This is a genomic window from Paenibacillus sp. FSL H7-0442 (assembly GCF_038593105.1).
Lineage (GTDB): Bacteria > Bacillota > Bacilli > Paenibacillales > Paenibacillaceae > Paenibacillus > Paenibacillus polymyxa_D.
Genome location: NZ_CP151963.1, coordinates 3,376,709 through 3,395,552 on the forward strand (window position 1 = coordinate 3,376,709; position 18,844 = coordinate 3,395,552).

At 46.7% G+C, this 18,844-nt stretch carries 21 protein-coding genes; 3 read left to right on the top strand and 18 right to left on the bottom strand.

Annotation, left to right across the window (positions count from 1 at the left end; genetic code table 11):
• Positions 1 to 6 precede the first annotated feature (6 nt).
• The 9 genes from lysA to MHH57_RS14820 form a co-directional block, all read right to left on the bottom strand.
• The gene (gene lysA / locus MHH57_RS14780) at positions 7 to 1,374 is read right to left on the bottom strand and encodes a diaminopimelate decarboxylase (protein WP_069012713.1); all 1,368 of its coding nucleotides are present in this window, start codon (positions 1,372 to 1,374) and stop codon (positions 7 to 9) included.
• 110 nt (positions 1,375 to 1,484) lie between these two features.
• Positions 1,485 to 3,179: a spore germination protein gene (locus tag MHH57_RS14785; protein ID WP_029517297.1), complete on the bottom strand. Its 1,695-nt coding sequence runs from the start codon at positions 3,177 to 3,179 to the stop codon at positions 1,485 to 1,487.
• A gap of 26 nt (positions 3,180 to 3,205) precedes the next feature.
• Positions 3,206 to 3,628: a stage V sporulation protein AB gene (locus MHH57_RS14790; protein WP_029517296.1), complete on the bottom strand. Its 423-nt coding sequence runs from the start codon at positions 3,626 to 3,628 to the stop codon at positions 3,206 to 3,208.
• Positions 3,625 to 4,278: a stage V sporulation protein AA gene (locus tag MHH57_RS14795; RefSeq protein WP_029517295.1), complete on the bottom strand. Its 654-nt coding sequence runs from the start codon at positions 4,276 to 4,278 to the stop codon at positions 3,625 to 3,627. Before MHH57_RS14795 ends, MHH57_RS14790 begins: the two co-directional genes overlap by 4 nt.
• A 176-nt stretch (positions 4,279 to 4,454) precedes the next feature.
• Entirely contained in the window at positions 4,455 to 5,210 is a 756-nt protein-coding gene (gene sigF, locus MHH57_RS14800) for an RNA polymerase sporulation sigma factor SigF (RefSeq protein WP_023989213.1), read from the bottom strand.
• Positions 5,211 to 5,221: 11 nt separating this feature from the next.
• A complete protein-coding gene (gene spoIIAB / locus MHH57_RS14805) occupies positions 5,222 to 5,677 on the bottom strand; it encodes an anti-sigma F factor (RefSeq protein ID WP_069012715.1) in 456 nt (151 codons plus the stop codon).
• The gene (gene spoIIAA / locus MHH57_RS14810; RefSeq protein ID WP_013310782.1) at positions 5,674 to 6,027 is read right to left on the bottom strand and encodes an anti-sigma F factor antagonist; all 354 of its coding nucleotides are present in this window, start codon (positions 6,025 to 6,027) and stop codon (positions 5,674 to 5,676) included. The genes spoIIAB and spoIIAA overlap by 4 nt, the downstream gene beginning before the upstream one ends.
• 96 nt (positions 6,028 to 6,123) lie before the next feature.
• On the bottom strand, positions 6,124 to 7,317 hold the full coding sequence (locus MHH57_RS14815) for a D-alanyl-D-alanine carboxypeptidase family protein (protein WP_029517293.1): 1,194 nt from the start codon (positions 7,315 to 7,317) through the stop codon (positions 6,124 to 6,126).
• 214 nt (positions 7,318 to 7,531) lie between these two features.
• Positions 7,532 to 9,178: a glycosyl hydrolase family 28-related protein gene (locus MHH57_RS14820; protein ID WP_342424977.1), complete on the bottom strand. Its 1,647-nt coding sequence runs from the start codon at positions 9,176 to 9,178 to the stop codon at positions 7,532 to 7,534.
• 203 nt (positions 9,179 to 9,381) lie between these two features.
• On the opposite strand from MHH57_RS14820, the gene MHH57_RS14825 reads away from it, so the two are divergent.
• Positions 9,382 to 10,593: an O-antigen ligase family protein gene (locus MHH57_RS14825; protein WP_029517291.1), complete on the top strand. Its 1,212-nt coding sequence runs from the start codon at positions 9,382 to 9,384 to the stop codon at positions 10,591 to 10,593.
• Positions 10,594 to 10,717: 124 nt separating this feature from the next.
• Here the strand turns inward: MHH57_RS14825 and MHH57_RS14830 are convergent, their stop codons facing one another.
• From MHH57_RS14830 to MHH57_RS14860, 7 genes are all read right to left on the bottom strand, one after another.
• A complete protein-coding gene (locus tag MHH57_RS14830; protein WP_013310786.1) occupies positions 10,718 to 11,542 on the bottom strand; it encodes a purine-nucleoside phosphorylase in 825 nt (274 codons plus the stop codon).
• A gap of 72 nt (positions 11,543 to 11,614) precedes the next feature.
• On the bottom strand, positions 11,615 to 12,559 hold the full coding sequence (gene xerD, locus MHH57_RS14835; protein WP_029517290.1) for a site-specific tyrosine recombinase XerD: 945 nt from the start codon (positions 12,557 to 12,559) through the stop codon (positions 11,615 to 11,617).
• Between the two features lie 108 nt (positions 12,560 to 12,667).
• Positions 12,668 to 12,910: a YqzK family protein gene (locus tag MHH57_RS14840; RefSeq protein ID WP_029517289.1), complete on the bottom strand. Its 243-nt coding sequence runs from the start codon at positions 12,908 to 12,910 to the stop codon at positions 12,668 to 12,670.
• A 166-nt stretch (positions 12,911 to 13,076) separates the two neighbouring features.
• On the bottom strand, positions 13,077 to 13,574 hold the full coding sequence (locus MHH57_RS14845) for a Fur family transcriptional regulator (protein WP_013310789.1): 498 nt from the start codon (positions 13,572 to 13,574) through the stop codon (positions 13,077 to 13,079).
• A 99-nt stretch (positions 13,575 to 13,673) separates the two neighbouring features.
• Entirely contained in the window at positions 13,674 to 14,327 is a 654-nt protein-coding gene (gene spoIIM / locus MHH57_RS14850) for a stage II sporulation protein M (RefSeq protein ID WP_342424978.1), read from the bottom strand.
• Positions 14,328 to 14,515: 188 nt separating this feature from the next.
• A complete protein-coding gene (locus MHH57_RS14855; RefSeq protein ID WP_029517287.1) occupies positions 14,516 to 15,712 on the bottom strand; it encodes an endonuclease Q family protein in 1,197 nt (398 codons plus the stop codon).
• A 4-nt stretch (positions 15,713 to 15,716) separates the two neighbouring features.
• Positions 15,717 to 16,328, bottom strand: coding sequence for an NUDIX hydrolase (locus MHH57_RS14860; RefSeq protein ID WP_029517286.1), 612 nt, complete (start codon positions 16,326 to 16,328; stop codon positions 15,717 to 15,719).
• Between the two features lie 125 nt (positions 16,329 to 16,453).
• Between MHH57_RS14860 and mciZ the strand changes: the two genes are divergently transcribed.
• The gene (gene mciZ / locus MHH57_RS14865; RefSeq protein ID WP_080658620.1) at positions 16,454 to 16,597 is read left to right on the top strand and encodes a Z-ring formation inhibitor MciZ; all 144 of its coding nucleotides are present in this window, start codon (positions 16,454 to 16,456) and stop codon (positions 16,595 to 16,597) included.
• 71 nt (positions 16,598 to 16,668) lie between these two features.
• On the opposite strand, the gene MHH57_RS14870 is transcribed toward mciZ, so the two are convergent.
• The gene (locus MHH57_RS14870) at positions 16,669 to 17,802 is read right to left on the bottom strand and encodes a tripeptidase T (protein ID WP_029517285.1); all 1,134 of its coding nucleotides are present in this window, start codon (positions 17,800 to 17,802) and stop codon (positions 16,669 to 16,671) included.
• 85 nt (positions 17,803 to 17,887) lie between these two features.
• On the opposite strand from MHH57_RS14870, the gene prli42 reads away from it, so the two are divergent.
• Complete coding sequence (gene prli42 / locus MHH57_RS14875; RefSeq protein WP_023989226.1) at positions 17,888 to 17,992, top strand: stressosome-associated protein Prli42; 105 nt, start codon at positions 17,888 to 17,890, stop codon at positions 17,990 to 17,992.
• A gap of 120 nt (positions 17,993 to 18,112) precedes the next feature.
• Here prli42 and lipB read toward each other — a convergent pair whose 3' ends face one another.
• Complete coding sequence (lipB, locus tag MHH57_RS14880) at positions 18,113 to 18,811, bottom strand: lipoyl(octanoyl) transferase LipB (protein ID WP_029517284.1); 699 nt, start codon at positions 18,809 to 18,811, stop codon at positions 18,113 to 18,115.
• Positions 18,812 to 18,844: the final 33 nt, after the last annotated feature.

Here is an 18,844-nt window from a genome sequence, read left to right on the forward strand (position 1 = left end):
TTAAAATCAGGACGAAACCGTAATCTTGGCGTTGGGCTGAACCGCCGGACTGGCTTGATCACGAACCAAGCGCTGTGGCACAACATCGTTGCGTACGATATCTTCGTAGGTTTCCCGACGCACCACCAACTCGGCCTCACCGTTGTTGACAAATACAACTGCAGGTCGACGTATTCGGTTATAATTACTCGCCATCGAGTAATTGTAGGCTCCGGTTGAGGCAACAGCGAGCAAGTCGCCGCTATTTATACGAGGCAGCTCTACATCCCAAATCAGCATATCGCCGCTTTCGCAGCATTTGCCCGCAATGGACACCGTCTCTTCGTTCGTATCCTGCGCTCGATTAGCCAGCATCGCTTCATACTTGGCCTGATACAGTGCAGGGCGTGGATTATCTGTCATCCCACCATCTACCGAAACATATTTACGTACTTGCGGAATATCCTTGATGCTTCCTACTGTATATAAGGTCGTGCCTGAATCGCCTACAATACTGCGTCCCGGCTCAATCCAAATTTCTGGAAGTTCATCGTAAAGTCCTGAAAAATAAGTTTTCACCGCTTCGCCGATAGCCTGCACATAGGTGGAAACTTTCAGCGGTGTGTCCTCCTCTGTGTAGCGAATGCCAAATCCCCCACCCAGATTAATCACTTTGAAAGAAAACTGAAGCTGTTCCTTAATTTCTCTGGAAAAAGCTGCAACCCGTTCAGCAGCCATTTGGAAGCCATTCACTTCGAATATTTGCGAACCGATATGAGAATGTACCCCCAGCAGGTTAAGATGATCTAGCTTGATAGCCTGTTCCACTGCTTGGCGTGCTGTACCGTTCCCAATGTCAAAGCCAAATTTCGAATCTTCTTGACCTGTGGCCATATATTCATGCGTGTGCGCCTCAACCCCTGGTGTAACCCGCAGTAAGATATTCACCTGCTGTTCCTTCTCAGAGGCAAGGGCCTGCAACAAATGCAACTCCATTTCGCTATCGACGACGAAGCAACCAATTTGCGCATCTAACGCCATTTCAATTTCTTCCGGTGTTTTGTTATTGCCGTGAAAATGGATTCGTTCTGCCGGGAACCCTGCTTGTAGCGCAGTAAATAATTCTCCACTGGAAACAACGTCAAGCGACATCCCTTCTTCAGCAGCTAAAGCGCACATCGCCATAACACAAAACGCTTTGCTTGCATAAGCAACTTGAAACTTCAATCCAGTTTCACGAAAAGCTTCTATGAATTCCCGGCAACGCCGGCGGACTAACTGTTCGTCAACAATATATAGCGGCGTGCCAAAACGCTCTTTCAAAAGCGTTGTATCACAACCGCCGATCTCCAAATGTCCATTGCTGTTAATTTTACTGCTTCCATGCAAATACATGTTCTGGCGCCTCTCTTTCTGGAACAAGCTAGTCATATTCCATCGAATGTTTACACCAGTATAGCAAAAAAAACATCAAGAACAATGGATTTTTATGCAGATCATTTATATTAATGCTCCTGTCCATTGCCTGAGTTCGAATCTGTGTCGGCATCCGTATGGGGCATACGCGTATTGTCCCTCGTTTTGTTAGATGACGGGCGGTTAGCCGCATCTAGTACAGGCATACGGAACAAGATGGAAGCTAACGCTTTGGCATTAAAAGGAATGAACGGCCACAAATACGAAGAATTATATGACCGATGCAGCGTCAGCATCAAAATGATCAGTGTCGTACCCACGACAAAGCCCGGTACGTGAAAAATCGCAACAGCAACCAGCAGGAATAGTCGAATCAGTCTATTTGCCAGCCCCAGCTCGTAGCTCGGTGTTGCGAACATTCCTATGGCAGCGACAGCCATATACAGCACGACCTCATTCACGAAAAGTCCCGTCTTAACCGCTATATCACCGACCAGAATGGCTGCGATCAAGCCCATAGCGGAAGCCAGTGGTGTCGGAGTATGCACAGCCGCCATTCGCATGAGATCGACCCCTAGTTCCACGATGATAAACTGTGCAATCAGCGGAAGATGTGCTTCCTTTTGAGGACCAATAAAATCAAGAAAAGCTGGTTTTAATTCGGGATTGATGACCATTAGCAGCCACATCGGAAGCAGAAACATTGAGGCGAATATGCCTAAAAAACGTACCCACCGCAAATAACTTCCCATAAAAGCGGTTTGCCGATTTTCTTCTGCATGCTGACACAAGTCAAAAAAAGTGGTAGGCAAGATCATCACGCTGGGTGAGGTATCTACGAAAATAACGAGTCTCCCTTCCATAATATGCGATGCCACGACATCTGGTCGCTCCGAATATCGTACTAATGGATATGGATTCCAACCTTTATTGATAATCGTCTCCTCTAATTGCTTATCGGCCAGCGGAATACCATCCAAATTAACATTTTTAATTTTGTCTCGTACAGTATCCACCATCACCTTATCTACAATATCGTCAATATAGCCCAAGCATACGTCCGTTCGAGTTCGGCGTCCGACCTGCATAGCCTCAAATTTAAGTCCTGGGTCCCGCAAACGCCGGCGTACCAGACCTACATTTGTAAGCATTGTTTCAGTAAACCCGTCGCGGGCACCGCGCACAACCCGCTCCAAAGAGGGTTCCTCTGGACTACGCACCGGATAATTACGGGTATCCAGAATAAGGGAAAAACGTTCACCTTCCATGAAAAAGGCACTCATCCCCGTCAGTACCTTGTTAATGACGACTGACATCTTATCTGTCTTCTCCACCTGAATATGTGGAATAAAGTTTTCGAAATACGCTTGTAGTCCATCGGAAGAGAGATTATCCGGCGTCAGATAGGTGAGCCGCTTTAGCACTTCAAGCATAATTTGATCCTTCGCAAAGGTATTCAGGAACAGATATCCAGTATGACGCCCTCCCAGTGTCATTTCCCTGAATACGACATCAAAGGTCTCCCCCAAACCTAATACTGTTTCAAGTGTATTCTTGTTATCCTTCATCCTCGGCGATATATTATCTTCGGCCTGCCAGTAGCGAACGGACTCCTCTACGTTATCAGATCGCTCACTCTCTTTTTTGTGTTTAAAACGTGCAGATTCCTGCGCCTGCTTTTCCTGCCATGGACTCAACTTTTCTTCGCCAGTATGATATTCCCTTCCGATTACCCCGTCTTCTTGATGCTGCTCCCGATGCTCTTGATCCGCTCTGTGATCCATATTCCTTGTCCCCTTCGCTTTCGTTGTTAACGGTTGTATACAAACCAGTCAAATAAGGAACCCGTCACCTTACCAAGCACCATTGCCATTAGCAGACCGAGCATATACACGGTCATGTGGAGTCGCTTGGCGAGTATAGGCAGGAGATTTAATACCTCCGTTAAAGCCGCGGCGAGCAAACCAATAAACACTCCGCAAAATAGCCCAGGTATCCATGTAAATATGCCCGGTAGTGGCAAACAAATGTTCCAAAAATCGACCACAGTCCCCAGCACTGAACCTATAATCATTGCCTTTTCGTATGCACGTGATTTTTTATACGTACGGGTGAGTTGAGCTAATCGCGGCATGATATCCAGCACAATAAAAAAAGCAATTACACCGCTACCCACCGCAAGGCCCCCAGCAATACCTAAAATAATCTGAAGTGCAGCCTGTACAAATATCATGGTTTCTTAGCCTTTGTCTGCAGACGGGCCATCTTTTCATATTCCTCTGCCACAACATACTGATCCACATTTTCCTGGTACAGATACATTTCCACCTCCAGCGGTGTCGGCTCCTCGTTCCAATTTTTCTTGAACAAGTGATTAAAAAAAACGATCATGCCAAAGCCGATGCCGATTGAGTAAGCAATTTGAAACAGGTACGGATGCTCATCCTTATGTCCCGTAATCATCTCCACAATCCGAACCTGTACTTCCATCATGCTAACGTCGGCATGAAAATTCATAATTGTCAGCGCAGAGCCAAAAAACAGAAGCACCCATACCAAAACAAACAGTATTTTGGACGGCTTACGGGGTTTCTCCACGAGTTCGACAAGTACATGCGGCTTCCCAAGAGATTCAACTACGACCCCCGGAATATGATCTCTAATTTTTGCTATGATCTGCAGCATATCTATCAGTATCAGATTACCGTCCTGGTGCTGCGGCCGCTTGAGAACAAGCTCAAGCAGTTCCTTTTCCCATTCAGGATTAGTCAGCAAATTGGCTACATCACCCAAATGTAAATCCTGTCCTTGTATCATGCGGACACGGCTGCGGAGCCGCAAGTAGACAATAGGAGCTACTGTAGGAGCCGGAGTATGAGTCATCCGATCCCCTCCTTATCCTCGTAATTATCAGTTAGTATGGAACGAAGCAAGGAAACCTATTCTGTGTATTGTCTTTTATCCCACGCAAAAAAGAGTACCCCTGACCATTAAAATGGCTTTGGAATACCCTTTAAAAATACGTAAGCATAAGGATTTCACTAAGATCCTGACTGTTATTATTGGGCAATCTGATCGCGGATCAGTTGTAAAATCTTTTTTTCCAGCCGTGATACCTGCACCTGAGAAATACCAAGCCGACTTGCAACCTCTGATTGCGTCTGATCCCGGTAATAGCGCAGGTACACAATCAACCGCTCCCGCTCAGATAGTCCGCCAATGGCCTCATTGAGTGCCAGCTTGTCAAACCATCTTTCCTGGGATTCGTCAGCAATCTGATCCATAAGTGTAATCGGATCACCGTCATTTTCGAACACCGTTTCGTGAATTGAAGTAGGCGGCTTATTGGCCTCCTGCGCAAAAACAACGTCCTCTGGCGTCACTCCCAGCTCATCAGCAACTTCCTTGACTGTAGGCAGGCGGTTGAGCCGTTTGGATAGCTCGTCCTTCATTTTGCGGACCTTATTGGCCGTTTCCTTCAAGGAACGGCTAACCTTGAGTGTACCGTCATCACGCAAGAACCGTTGAATCTCACCGATAATCATCGGTACTGCATATGTTGAAAATTTGACTTCGTAGCTGAGATCGAATTTATCCACCGATTTTAACAAGCCAATGCAACCAATTTGAAAAAGATCGTCAGGTTCATACCCCCGGTTCATAAAGCGCTGCACGACAGACCAGACGAGCCGGATATTACTATTGACCAGTGTCTCACGAGCCTCATTATCACCGGATTGACTCAATGCAATAAGCCGCTTGACTTCCGCATCCTCTAAATAGCTGTGCGAAGTTTTTTTTCCTCCTGCTTCCATAGGATCAACTCCTAATTATATAAAGCTTTCTTGGATTCAATCCTTTTCTTCATCCGGACCGACGTGCCTCTGCCCGGCTCACTGACTGCTTCAAACTCATCCATGAAATTTTCCATAATTGTAAAGCCCATGCCGGAGCGTTCCAATTCAGGTTTGGACGTATATAAAGGCTGCTTGGCGAGTTCTAGATCCTCAATTCCTCGGCCTGCGTCCTCAACAACCAACGTGATCACGTCCGCTTCAATCCCGACTCTAATCGTTACGACACCTGACGGGTCGCTGTCATAGCCGTGAATGATACTGTTTGTCACCGCTTCAGACACCACGGTTTTCAAATCACTTAGCTCATCCATTGTGGGATCAAGCCTGGAAATAAAGGCCGCGACAGCCACACGAGCAAATGCTTCATTCTCGGATTTTGCAGCAAACTGCAAGCTCATGAAATTGTTACCCGTGCCTTCTCTCATGACACTACCTCCAGTTCCGTGAGCGCATTTCCCTCGTTGTCATAAATGGGCATGATTTTGAACAGCCCTGACATATCCAGCAGTCGGTGTACTGGCGGATTGACATCACAGACTGCCATTTTTCCGCCCTTTTGCTTGATCAGTTTGTACCGTCCCAAGATAACGCCAAGGCCGGAGCTATCCATAAACTGAAGATTCTTCAGGCTGAGCACAATATGCTCGCATTGCCGGCGCTGAATCGCCTCATCCATTTGCATACGGACCATGTCCGACGTATGGTGATCAAGCTCACCAGACAGCCTTACAATCAGTACCCCCCGGTGATGCTCCATTTCAATTTGCAGGTTCATGCTTGCTCACTCTCCTCCCGGTCTTGGACAAGGATTTCTACGTAGCCGCAGACGATTCCTGCCCTCCGACAAAACTAGAAGAAAACCCCGTAAAATCTACAAAGAAAATAGGTTCGACATGGTACGTTTAAACAATTTCCACCATCCGGCCTTCTCGATAGCCACAGGCGAAGTGATATTAAACTCCTTAAGCCGTTGTCCATCCTGATAGACGACCAGCTTACCAACTGGATCACCAGCCCGGACAGGAGCTTTGAGGCTTGGGGCCAGTTGCAATTCATGACGCAACGTTTGTTTGTTGCCACCTTTTTTCACCAGCACACTGTAAGAACGATCAGCCTGAATTTTCAGCTCTGGCAACACGCCTTTTTCAACTTTTACGCTGCCCAGCAATTCACCCGGCTTGTATATGGATTTCATTGTATATTGAGAAAATGCATAGTCGAACATGGAAGACACTTCATTGTTGCGTATCTTCGTATTTGGCTCCCCGAGCACGACAGCCACGACACGCAAGCCATCACGCTTCGCGGTAGCGGAAAGACAGAACTTTGCTTCTGCCGTATAGCCTGTTTTCAGCCCGTCTGCTCCAGTATAGAAACGGACAAGTTTATTCGTATTCACCAGCCAAAAGGGCTTGACTGAGGACTTACGCAAATAGTCCTGATAGGCTCCCGTATATTTCGTAATTTGCGGGTATTTCAACAACTCCCGACTCATAACCGCAATATCATGCGCAGAAGAATAGTGATTCTCTACGGGTAAACCGTTGCAATTGGCAAAATGCGTATCCTTGAGCCCGAGTTGCTGCACCTTGGCGTTCATCATCTCAACAAATGCCTGCTCAGACCCTGCAAGTTTCTCAGCCATCGCCACAGAGGCGTCGTTGCCTGAAGCCATCGCAATTCCCTTCAGCATCTCATCGACCGTCATTTCTTCTCCCGGCTCCAAGAAAATTTGCGAGCCCCCCATTGAAGATGCATATTCGCTGGCACGAACTTTATCGGTCAGCTTAAGCTTGCCATCCTGAATGGCCTCCATTGTTAGCAACATCGTCATAATCTTGGTGATGCTCGCTGGAGGAAGCTTTTCACGACTGTTTTTTTCATAGATGACTGTGCCCGTATCTGCATCCATCAGGATCGCCGAGAGAGCCTGGGGAGCTAGCTCAGCCGCTGATCCCTCTTTGGTTTTGCTATCAGGTATGCTTTCTTCGGCCCAACCGCCGACAGGGACGGCAGTCAAGGCTACCAGGCAAGCCAGGATGAACGCCACCACTTTTTTCTTCACAATCGGTTCCCTCCTCAACATATTGGCGTAAACCACCGGAGCCTATTTACTTACTCCTCCGGCCTATTCGCTGTGCTGCTAACCATTGTCGTCAGAATGAAAGAAAAATATTCCATATGACTAAAAACATCAAATAGCACCAAGCTGAGTCAGCATGGTGCGCATTTTCCAATATCTAAAATGACAGAACATCTATCGTCTGTGAAATAATTGTTTAAATTCGGCTTACGTTGAGATATGTGATACCTCCACCTGGTAGAATATCCATTGCATTTTGACTGAACACCCGTATATCAATAAAAGAATTCGCTTCCAGTCTAAGTTCCATTGCTCCACTCAATGCACTATAGTTCAGTCCGCCAATTATCCTGTCATCGAGATAAGCATAGGCGGAACTCCCGGCAAGCTGCTCATCATTCAAGTGAAGTGCTAACCGTGTACGGTTTCCATCAACTTGGGGATCGGTCGAAATGTAGACTTGTATTCTGTATTTCCCAGCTCGCTTGGCTCGCCATCGACTATTCACCGCATCGAATTCGATCAGCTCATCCTGGTTGATTTGATTGAACTTCACCTTCTGCCAACTACCTGCCGGAAGATTTTGTCTCGCTCCCAGGTAGGCTTTAACAAAGGTTTCGTCCAAATGCTCAATTCCGTTGTTCGAGTATTTCTCGACCAGCAGCAAAGCCTGCCCTGTCCCATTATTCTCGTCATAACGATTATTGTTATAGTTAAAATCCAAATGTGAGCGAAGTGTCACCTGCTGTGTGGAAGAACTACCAGAGAAAGAAATAAGCTTTTTTAGATTACGGGGATACCCTCCCACCTCGTCCACCAAAACTTTTTTGCCAATGACCACATCTACAAAATAGTTACATACGGATTGGGTATCATTGAATTTATCCGCTATCGCTAAAATGGAGTCACGCAATGCCACATTTTTGGTTTCTTTAGTAGCACCAATTTGAATAAAAGAAGGTACTGTCATCTTATGCTCTCTGCTTAGTCCCTCAAACCAGCAGCCTATAAATTCAGCGTTCATAAAATCATTAATGAGAATGGGAATATCATTGGAACTTCCATCCTTAATGTGCTGGCTAGCCAAAAATCTAGCCCCGTTGGAGCTATTCAGATCCAATGCCGTATCGTTCCCCAATGTAAAAAGCGCTATGCTAGTAAACTGTGAACTTCTATTCTGCAAGTGAATCCCTGTTTTATTGTAATTAATCTCTGTGCATTTAAATAAATTGACATCACTTTCGTAGCCCCAAAAAGCCGTTTCGAAATGCTCAATTAGGACATTATCCAGGGCAACTCCGCCGCCCTTCCAATCCTGAATACCCAAAGTACCTTTACCATAATATCCACGCTTCACCGACTGCGAAAACGGATTATTTAATGTGGCTCTGTCAGCCCCCTCGTACCGGATCGATAAGTCATGAAACTGCACATTTTGAAATCCGCTAAACGTTGGTAGACTTTCATCTCCAATTTGAAAACAAGGGCCCGTACCATAATATTCAATCGACGTAACCCCTTTGCCTTGTCGGTATCTGCCCTTATGAATGCCAAAAATGCGTACACCCTGCTTGCGAATCTGTAGGGTAGAGGTTATTTTGTATCGTCCACTGGGAATGTGAAGAATAGAATAATCGGGGGTCTTATTAATCAATTCCTGCAAAGCTGCCGTATCATCCTGAATACCATCACCAGCAGTTCCAAACCAGCTTACGTTTACACTGCGTTCAATGAATTCTTTTTCAATGGTTTTAAAATTTTCATTTAATTGCTGCGGCGTTAACTCTTTGCCCGTACCACTCAAATTCAACTTCAAACGGTCTGTAAAAAAATGATCCGCCACCCGAACACCCCCATGTTTAAAAACGTAAAAAGTTCCTCTTTGACCAGCCGAAGAATCCTTCATTTTCTTAGCATGGACTGAGTATATGCACAAGAGGGCTTGCTCTAGGCGTGGGAAAAATGAAAATAAATATTTTATTATTATTGTACAAGAAGATACGTTTTGTATATTATAGATACATAACGTATCTAGGCGGTGGAACCGTGAAACATATACTTACAGTAGCTGGTTTACTGGCTTTTTCGATTCCCTATGCTTGTCAGGGTTTGTCTCCCAGAGTTATCACGATTTCCCTGCTCATCTTGTTGTTTAGCTATATCATGCTACTACCTTCACTCAGATCATTGATCGCAACCTTAGCCGACAATCCGTTGCTGACTTTACTCATGCTGTACATCGCTGCCTCCTGTTTGTGGGCTGAACAAGAGCAGACCTCTTCCTTGCTGATGGTTCTCAAATTTCTTGCCTTCTCTACCTTTGGGCTCTATTTGGCCACCCATTATACAATACAGGGCTGCATTCGTCTCTTAGTCGTTACGTTAAGTATTTTGAGCATACTCAATTTACTCGCCGTTTTGCTCGTTCCCTCCTTTGCTATTCATGGTGGCGTGGAACATACTGGGCTATGGAAGGGCATCTCTGGTCATAAAAATACACTCGGAACTCTCTCTCTGTTAGGTTTTGTTTCACATGTCATTTACTTTTTCAGGGGTAAACATAAAGTTTTGCATATTGGCTTCATCTTACTCAATGCCTTATTGCTCATCAAGTGCCAATCTACCACCTCTTTGATGCTGACATCTTCGTTCTTCGTATTTATATTGTTTATATTGCTATTCAAGAGAATCCGAAGCATTGCGTTGCGTGGTTTCTTCATTAGCTGTTCCTGCTTGCTCGTTCTTTTGGGTTTGGTGTTCACTTTTACTTATGGAGATGCGATTGCGTCGGAATTCGGAAAGACAACGACCTTAACTGGAAGAACGGAAATCTGGCAGGGGATTGCTGGTGCGATTCAGAGCCATTACTGGTTCGGACATGGTTATGGCTCCTACTGGGCAGCCCGGCCCAGTATCTATGCGAATGGAATTCGTTTTGATCTGACAAGCAGCCATAGCGGTTTCCGAGATCTGTGGATCGATGTGGGCCTTACAGGACTACTGGCAACCATTACACTCGCCATAACCACTTTATTTAAATTTAGAATTGGCAAAGCAGATATGTATACATGGCTGACGGCAGCTGTTTTTTTCCTGTTTATCATATTGAACAATATAACGGACAGCCGTTTCCTGAACTCGCTATCCATTTACTGGATTATTTTTATGGTTATTGTGATCAAGGTGCAAGAACGACATACACTGGCTGTAGCAGAAAAAGCGAATTCAACTGCATTGAGCACACAGCCTCTCCATTAGGAGATGTTACTCAAATCAACCGCTGTATGTAAAAAAGAACCCCATACCCACGCCATCAAAAGGCGTTTGGATATGGGGCTCTTGGGATATATGTCCACCACTTCGGTTGAACATGATCCCCAATCTACATTTGTGGAATAATCGCTAGCACAAGTTTTAAAAATTGCTCACGTACCTTCTCTGCCGTCTCCATCACTTCACCATGGGACAAAGGCTGATCCAGAATGCCTGCGGCCATATTTGTGATACAAGAGAAGCCCAGTACCTCAATTCCTGCATGACGGGCTACAATAACCTCAGATACGGTCGACATACCCACTGCATCTGCACCCAGTGTACGCAGCATGACGATTTCAGCAGGCGTTTCATAGTTAGGTCCCAGCAATCCAGCATATACACCTTCCTGCAGGCTGAAGCCCTGTTGGTTAGCCGTTTGCTTGGCAATTTCACGCAAACGGCGGCTGTACGCCTCCGACATATCTGGAAAACGAACGCCCAGACCGGCATCGTTTGGTCCAATCAGCGGATTTTGTCCTGTCAGATTAAGATGATCCGAGATGACCATCAGATCGCCTGCTTCGTAGGAAGTATTTACACCACCTGCTGCATTCGTCACCAGCAGACTTTGAATCCCCAATTGCTTCATCACCCGAACTGGGAAAGCCGTCAGCTGCGGGCCATAGCCCTCATACATATGGAAGCGCCCTTTCATCATGACGACAGCGCGACCTTCAATCGTGCCTAACAGTAATTCACCCTCATGACCTTCTACCGTCGATACAGGAAAATGGGGAATATCCTGATAAGGAATACTAATTCCATCCTGAATTAAATCGGCCAGAATACCGAGACCCGATCCCAGAATAAGGCCAATCTCTGGACGTATTCCGCTCTTGGCGCGGATATAATCTGCTGCTTCCTGAATTGTAGCTTGGTTGGCTGTTGACATTAATATCTCTCCTGACTTGTACAATCGTAAAGTTATAGTCATTATCACATTTTCTATGAAACCAAAGTATCGTTATGTTCGATCTTTGCTTTCATGAGAAGTGCGGTTGCCGCCGTGCGGGTGATGCTTTTCATATACTTCCTTCATATTCCGTCTGGCCGTCTGCGCATATACCTGCGTCGTTGACAGATCAGCATGACCCAGCATTTCCTGTACAGAGCGTAAGTCCGCTCCGCCCTCCAGCATATGTACCGCAAAGGAATGCCGCAGCGTGTGGGGCGTGATATCCTCGCTTATGCCTGCTTCCTGGCCGTACTTCTTAATCATTTTCCAGAAGCCCTGTCTACTGAGACGCTGTCCAGATACGTTCAGGAACATGGCATCCTGCTCTACCTGAGCTTCTTCACCCTGCCCGGATCTCAGCAATAATAGACGCTGCTCGTCCATATAGGCTTGTGCCCACTGTGATGCCTCACGGCTGATCGGTACAACACGCTCCTTGCCTGCCTCGCCGCCACAGTGCACAAAGCGCAGATCGGTGCGCACGTCACGCACGTTTAAGGCAATCAGCTCTGATACGCGAATGCCCGTCGCATACAGCAACTCCAGCATCGCCTTGTCTCGCACCCCTTGCGGGGCAGTCACATCTGGCGCGGCCAGCAAACGCTCTATCTCATCCTGCGTTAGCACCGAGGGCTTCTTTTTAGTCGCTTTGGGCAGCTCCAGCAGAACAGACGGATCATGGATCGTAATTCCCTCCCGAATAAGAAAATGAAAAAAGGAGCGAATGGAGGCGACGCTACGTGATATTGTCGCCGCAGCCTTTCCCTGTTCCTTCAAATGGCCCAAATACAGTACCAGATGTGACCGTTGGACATTATCCGGCTGCTCAATACCACAGCTTTCTGCGAACTCGACAAACTGCTGTACGTCTCGTTGATACGCTTCCAAAGTGCTGCGCGACAAACCCTTTTCCTCTTCCATAAATTGAACGAAAGGTTGAATGTACATTTTCATGAGTTCCAAAAGTCTCCTTGTTCTGCATACAGCGGTTCAGTCTCAGCGCCTGCTTCTTCGTGTGCTACCTTCATCATTTCATAAGCTCATCAAGACCGATTACTTAGACTATTCACCATACCAGTAAAAGAAACGTAAACGTTCCAACACTGCTATTCGATGCTCGGACCCTTCATTTACTTTTTGTCCGCCAAATACCTTCACTGCATGTCCTTCCGGTATTCGGTAATGATCTACAGGTGTTATCCAATCTGTAAACAGCCTGAGGCTAAAAAAGAACATACATGCCAGCGCCCCGAACAAGATTACCAAACGTAGCCATTTTAGTCCTCTCCGCAACGATAGTACCATGTGGATCAGCCGCCTTTTCCCCAGAATATGGTCCTAATTAGGACTCTCTATGGAAGGGTATGACAAGCTATTCCTTTTTATACCGCTTAATCCCGAACAACAGGCTCCGAACCAAAAAAGCTCTCCCGAACGCATCTTCGTCGGTGAGAGCTTGGGTAGTCAGCTTTTAGTCCTGAGATTTGTTTTTTCTGGATTTGCCCAAAGATTTCTGAGCGGTCGTATCGTTCTTCGCCTTACAACGATAACAAATACCGTGGAAGTCCAAACGATGATCCACTACGGTAAAGTTATATTCCCGTTCCAAGCGCTCCTCCAATGGTCCAAGCCAATCTTCCAGTATTTCATCTACACTGCCACACTGCACACATATCAAATGGTGATGGTGATGTTTGGTTGTATCGCCGCGCAAATCATAACGCGCAACGCCATCACCAAAATTAATTTTCTCCACGACATGCAGTTCACTTAGCAGTTCTAGGGTACGGTATACGGTTGCCAGACCGATTTCGGGAGCTTTCTCTTTGACGAGCATAAATACATCTTCCGCACTCAGATGATCATCTTCGTTCTCAAGTAAAACTCTGACGGTGGCTTCCCGCTGAGGCGTTAGTTTGTAGCCCTGGGATTGCAGCTGCTGCTTAATTTTTTCGATCCGTGCTTCCATGTGTCTCCCTCCCCCTGCAAAGCTACTGCCTACTGCACTTTTTTCACTCCTATTATTATAGGGGGTCTATACAAATAAAGTCAAACATTTTGAAAGGGATCAAGATGACACGGAAGCTGTCAGCATAGGAGTGACCCATTGCATCATAACCGGGGTGATCCAAGTTTCAAAGGACGCGCTACCAATAAGAAGCACGATCATCACAGCAGTCAACCCTGCGTAAGACAGCAACGGACGCAGCATTCCGTCTGACGGCCGGGTAGCGAGTATTTTGGTTTTGATCATATGGATGGAAAAAGCCATCGCAGCCACGCTGCAGACGAGCAGTACCGGAATCACGAGCAGGTTATGGGGAGCAACTGAAACCAAAGAAAATAGCAGTCCTTTCCACGAATATTGCCCCACCAGATAACCTACTGAAAATCCGATTAGCACACCCTTGAGGAAATTCAATACAAGAATACCCGGTAGACCAATAACCGAAAGGCCACACACCCAAATTAGGCCGACCCATTTCAGATGTAAAGATACGCTATCCCAAAAGGTCGAAGCCGCCTGCGAATCAGCGAATCCCTGTTCGTTTTGATTGACCGTTACAAAAAAATCCTTCAGGTAACGGGACAAATCCTGTAACTGCTCCAGCGAGAGTGCGTTTACCATAAGTGCGCCAAAGACGACTCCCACCAGAAACAGCACAGCCAAGAACACATAATATGGCGTCTGATCCTTTAACGTATGACGAAACCATTGCATCGGCGTCCTGCCCCTTTCATCTGCTTGTTTGTCCAAAAAACAACCGTAATCCGACGGCTGATGGCTAGAAATGGGGCAGCTTTCGCTGCGGATCAAACATCACGAATGATGTGCCAAGCCAGCGGCATAGATAATTTATGGTTATGAACAAGCAGACGCTGATATGCCTTTAGAGGGACAAGACTTTACTAGGACTTAGCTATTTTGCCGTATGTTCCACCACCACCGGATACAAGCGACAGTCGCCCCTCGCGTGAAAGCACAATTTGCTCTGCCAGCACTTTTCCGACGACTGCTGCTAACTCCTCCTGTGTAACCTCATGTAAAATATTCATTTCTGTTCCAAATGCAGCCAATAGCTGGTTCAGCTTGGCTTTGCCCAGACCTGGAATAAATTCCAGTGGAATCTGGTAAATGTACGGCGGACGATGGGAGGGAATCATGGGTTGCTCACGGTCGGCAATGCTCCATATTCGATCCAGCACTCCTCGCACCAGCTTGGTATGACCACAGTCAGGACAGCGTTCATCCGCCATCTGTTGCTCGTCAATAATCGTACCGCAGCTTTGACAGTAAGAGCGATGGTATTTGCCCAGTTTTGGATTTAATCCGTAGTTGGCACGCACCCGTCGTCCTTCCCGCCGCTCCAAAGCCATTCTGAATTCATCAAAACACGGCTTCGCCAGTGATAATTTATTGTATTCTCGTCCGATTTTCCCGAGTGAATGGGCATCTGAATTCGTGAGAAAGCTGAAGCGATCCAGTTCCGAAATTAAACCGGCCATAGACGAATCTGCGCTCAGTCCCAGCTCCACCCCACTAATGAGCTCCATATCCAGCAGTTCCTCCATACGGGCCGCTGAACTGCCGTATATGCCCTTATGAGGAGTAAACACGTGCGCTGGCACCATAATGCCTCCACGTCCGTAAATTTGCTGCTGCAACTCGCGTGGCGGTGCATAGATTCGTTGTGAGCTGAGATTAACATTTTTCATATGCCGGGCCAGCCATTGGGTAAAATCCTCCATCGCCGCCAGATCTGGAAAGTAGGCCAGTACGTGCGCCTCAGGGCGACCTTCAGCACGTATTTCCAGCTCCGTGCCAAGGAGAATAACCGTATCCTGGTATGCGATACCGCCGCCGCTGATTTCCTTCATTTCACCCGTATGTAAATAGGTACGAATATCCTCCTGTACATTAGGTGCATGGCAGTCAATGATACCGATCAGCCCAATTCCTTTGCGACCGGAGGCTTCCTTAGCTATGTTGGCAAAGGTCAGATCGCGACTGCCACTAATTTTGACCGGATTTCCCTTCTCTGTCCTGCCAATATGAATATGCAAGTCTGCAAAGTAGTCGTTAAGTTCTACTATATTTTCATCCATACGCTTAGAAGCTCCCTGTAAGTTGGCGGAGTTGCCATGCATAGACGGCCAGAATCGTTTTGGCATCACTAATCCGTCCTTCACGAATGAGCGTCTGTGCTTCTTCCAGCGTCACCTCAAACAGCTCCAGAAATTCATCCTCATCCGGTTCCATCTCACCTAACTCCAGCTCTTCGGCCACATACAGATGAATGATTTCATCCGCAAACCCAGGAGAGGTATAAAAGGAATGCAGCAGCTTCAACGACTTGGCAGTATAACCTGTCTCTTCTCTCAGCTCACGTCCCGCTGCTTCCATCGGGTCTTCACCCCGCTCCAGCTTACCTGCAGGAATTTCCACCTCACAGCGCCCCATCGCCTGTCTGTACTGGTCCACGACCAGCATTTTCCCTTCATGTAGAGCCAAAACAGCCACCGCACCTGGATGCTTTACGATCTCACGCTTTCCAGTGGAGCCGTCGGGAAGCTCTACCGTGTCCACCTGTAATGTAATAACCTTTCCCTCAAAGATAGGCTGTGTGGACACGGTCTTTTCGTCTAGCGCAGGATTCGAATAAGGCTTGCGAGGTGCATCGTTTGTTGAATTGTTCAATTGTCCATTCGTTTGCTCGTTCATCAGTAAGTTTCCTCCTTCATATCTATCTTTCTTTATTAATTATCACCAAAGTTAGTCTAACTTGTCCACTTTGTACATAAGTTGGTGGTAGAATAACAAACTTCCTGTCATGAGGAGATGCAGAAATGAAAAGCTACCGTACTGAAAGCACCCTCCATATCGTTGGTAAAGCTTGGCAGATTCAAGCACTCTTGCGCCAATGGCAAAAGGAACACGGACCTACAGCCACTATCGCTTCGCTAGTTGTTCCAAAAAAGGTTCAGGTCTAAAGACGAAGGAACACTGTTCCTGTCTTTAACCTGAACCTTTTTTCAATATATTGCAAGTGTATGATACAAGTTTATTTTGTGGTTTCTTGAATCAGAGCTACGACAACTTCAGCAACCTTCACCAGGTCATCGGCCTTGATCTTTTCCTCTGTTGTATGGATGTTCTGATAGCCCACAGCCAAATTCACCGTCGGAATTCCAAGCCCGTTGAACACATTTGCATCTGAGCCACCACCGGAATGAAAGGTTGGCGTTGCCAGTCCCAGTCCTTGAATTGCACGTTGTGCAACCTGTACAACTTCATCATGCTCCGTAAAGCTGAATGCCGGATAGATGACTTCACTGCGGAACTCTCCCTGTGCACCAAATTCGCGTGCGGTGGTTTCCAGCGCTTCACGCATATGCTGAATTTGATGATTAACCTTTTCCTGCACAATACTACGTGCCTCTGCACGGATCAACACAAAATCGCATACCACATTCGTCGCGCCGCCGCCCTCAAAACTGCCGATGTTAGCGGTCGTTTCCTTATCAATCCGTCCTAGTTTCATTTTAGAAATTGCTTTAGAAGCGACCTGAATGGCACTAATGCCATCTTCGGGATTTACCCCCGCATGAGCGGACTTCCCAGTAATCTTCATTTCAATACGTGCCTGCGTGGGGGCAGCTATACAAATAGAGCCGACCTCACCATTCGAATCCAAAGCATATCCGAAATCAGAATCTAGCACGTCTGGCTTCATCGCACGTGCCCCCATCAAACCAGATTCCTCGCCAGCCGTAATCACGAACTGGATTTGACCATGGGGAATATTCTGTTCACGCACGACACGAATCGCCTCGAACAAAGCAGCAATTCCCGCCTTGTCGTCAGACCCCAGAATCGTTGAACCGTCACTACGAATCCAGCCATCCTCACCCAACTGCGGCTTAATGCCTTTACCCGGAGTAACGGTATCCATGTGGCAGGTAAAAAATAATTTGGGTGCTTGCTCTACACCTTCCGCTTTCCAGGTGACGATCAGATTGCCTGAACCATGTCCAGTTCTTTCACGAGAATCGTCTTCCATTACTTCCAGCCCGAGAGCATTAAACTTTTCTTTTAGGACGCGTGATATTTCCTGCTCATTTCTCGTTTCGCTATCCACCTGTACGAGTTCCATAAATTCCTGTACGATTCGGTCTTTTACTACTTTTACTGTCATTAAACTTTCCTCTCTTTCCCGATTACGCTACAATACGGATAGATGTTCTTATCTATGACTTAAACCTATCCTAAAGGAGTTACACATGTCGAACAAAAAATGGGTTCGTTTTTTCGTCTACATTATGCTCGCAGCTATGATTGGTTCTACACTGTTCATGGTAATTGAGCCGTTTATTATGCCACTATAATAACTATACCGCTCAAGGTATCCGGCTGCTCTAAGGCATTATGAAGCCTTGAGTGGACGAGCTGTTACGTAAAGCAAACAGGCGGGCTCCCGTGTAAATACACAATAGCCCGCCTTACCTTTATTGGAAAGAATGCGTTTGCCATTGCGCAGCAAATGAAAATTGCTGTTCAAAGTACGGTACAATTTCCTTCGCAATCTGCTCCACCGACGTAGGCTTCTGTATGCAGTCCTCCAATGATGTCACACCGTATTCCTGAATTCCGCACGGGACAATGCCCTCAAAGCCCTCATGCTGTATCCCTGATTTGATGTTAAAGGCAAAGCCATGGCTGGTTACGAAGCCCCGGCGGTGCTTACACTTGTTGAATTTGACACCAATGGCCGCAATTTTAAGATTCCCGATCCATACCCCCGTATATTCAGGCTTACGACTTCCCTCAACCCCATAAGATGCCAACAACCGAATGATCACTTCCTCCAGACTTCGAAGGTATCCATGCAGATTCAGCGCCTCCCGGTTGCCGAGCATAAGTAGAGGATATCCGACAAGCTGCCCCGGCCCATGATATGTAATGTCTCCCCCACGGTCAATCTGAAAGACGCTGATTCCCTGCTCCTTCAGTTGCTCTGGTGTGAGGAGCAAATGCTCAGGATGCCGCTGAGAGCCAATCGTGTAGGTCGGTGGATGCTGGAGAAGCATAAGCGTTTCTCTTGCCTCTCCCGCATCCAGCTTTCCCACAATCTCCTTCTGGACATCCCATGCATGGGCATATTCCATCCTATTCGTATAGGTTACATCAAGCGGTCGTCTGTTCACGGCCTGTCACTTCCTCTCCGTACATTTCCTCAA